1 protein-coding gene is annotated in these 860 nt (G+C 69.3%); it reads right to left on the bottom strand.

What is annotated here, in order from left to right; all coding sequences use genetic code 11:
* The coding region (locus MKK53_RS00045) for a porin (RefSeq protein WP_243925715.1) at positions 1 to 860 on the bottom strand (860 nt) is incomplete at both ends.

Below are 860 nucleotides of genomic sequence, written 5' to 3'. Positions count from 1 at the left end.
AGCCGTTGCCGGTGTACATCTGCGCGCCTTCGGCATAGGCGCCCTGGAGGTAGAAGGCGTCGCCCGGCGCGATGAACGGGGCGTTGACCTTCAGGCCGCCCTGGACGGCCCAACCGTACTCGCTCTGGGTGCGGGCGGTGTTGGCGTTGACGGCGGTGAGGGCCGCCCCTGCGCTGTTGGTGCCGAGGAAGCCACCCTGCGAGATCACGTTGCCGGTGTTGATCTCATGCACGGCGGCGGAGAGCTGGGCCGAACCCCAGGGCTGGTCGTAGCGCAGCACGCCGACGAAGTCGGGCATGCGGTTGCGCTGGATGCCGTCCGTGAAGCCGAAGCCGATCGGCTGGCCGGCGGCGTTGACGCCGAGGACCACCGGGATCAGCGAGTTCGCCTGGCCGAAGATCTGCGTCGAGGTGCTGCCCACGGTGGCGGCGGCGGCGGAGGTCGGCGAGTAGACCGGCGAGCGGCGGAAGCTCGGGTCTTCCATCGAGATCGTGGCGGAGAAGCCGTTGCCGACCGTCGCGGTGTAGGCCAGCAGGTTGGTGGAGTAGACGTCCGAACCCGACGTGCCGCCGCCGAACTCGAAGTCGTGGGCGTAGAAGTGGAAGAACGAGGACGCGCGGCCGGCGGTCAGGCCGGCGAATTGCACGAAGGCTTTGTCGGTGTGGAAGTACTGCTCGACGCGGCCGTACTTGTCGATGCCGGTTGACGGTAAGGCGTTGCCGATGCGGATCTGCGTGCCGTGATGCAGGTCCGGGGTGCCGGTGGGGCTGGCGGCCTCGATGCGCAGGAAGCGGCGGAGGGGGCCGTAGCCGGTCTGGGTGCGGGCATCGAGGTTGATGCGGGCGAGGCCGCGGTAGCCG

It is taken from the genome of Methylobacterium sp. J-076 (assembly GCF_022829405.1).
GTDB lineage: Bacteria > Pseudomonadota > Alphaproteobacteria > Rhizobiales > Beijerinckiaceae > Methylobacterium.
The sequence above is the reverse complement of the archived record's forward strand: the minus strand, read 5'-3'. Positions and strand labels throughout refer to the sequence as shown.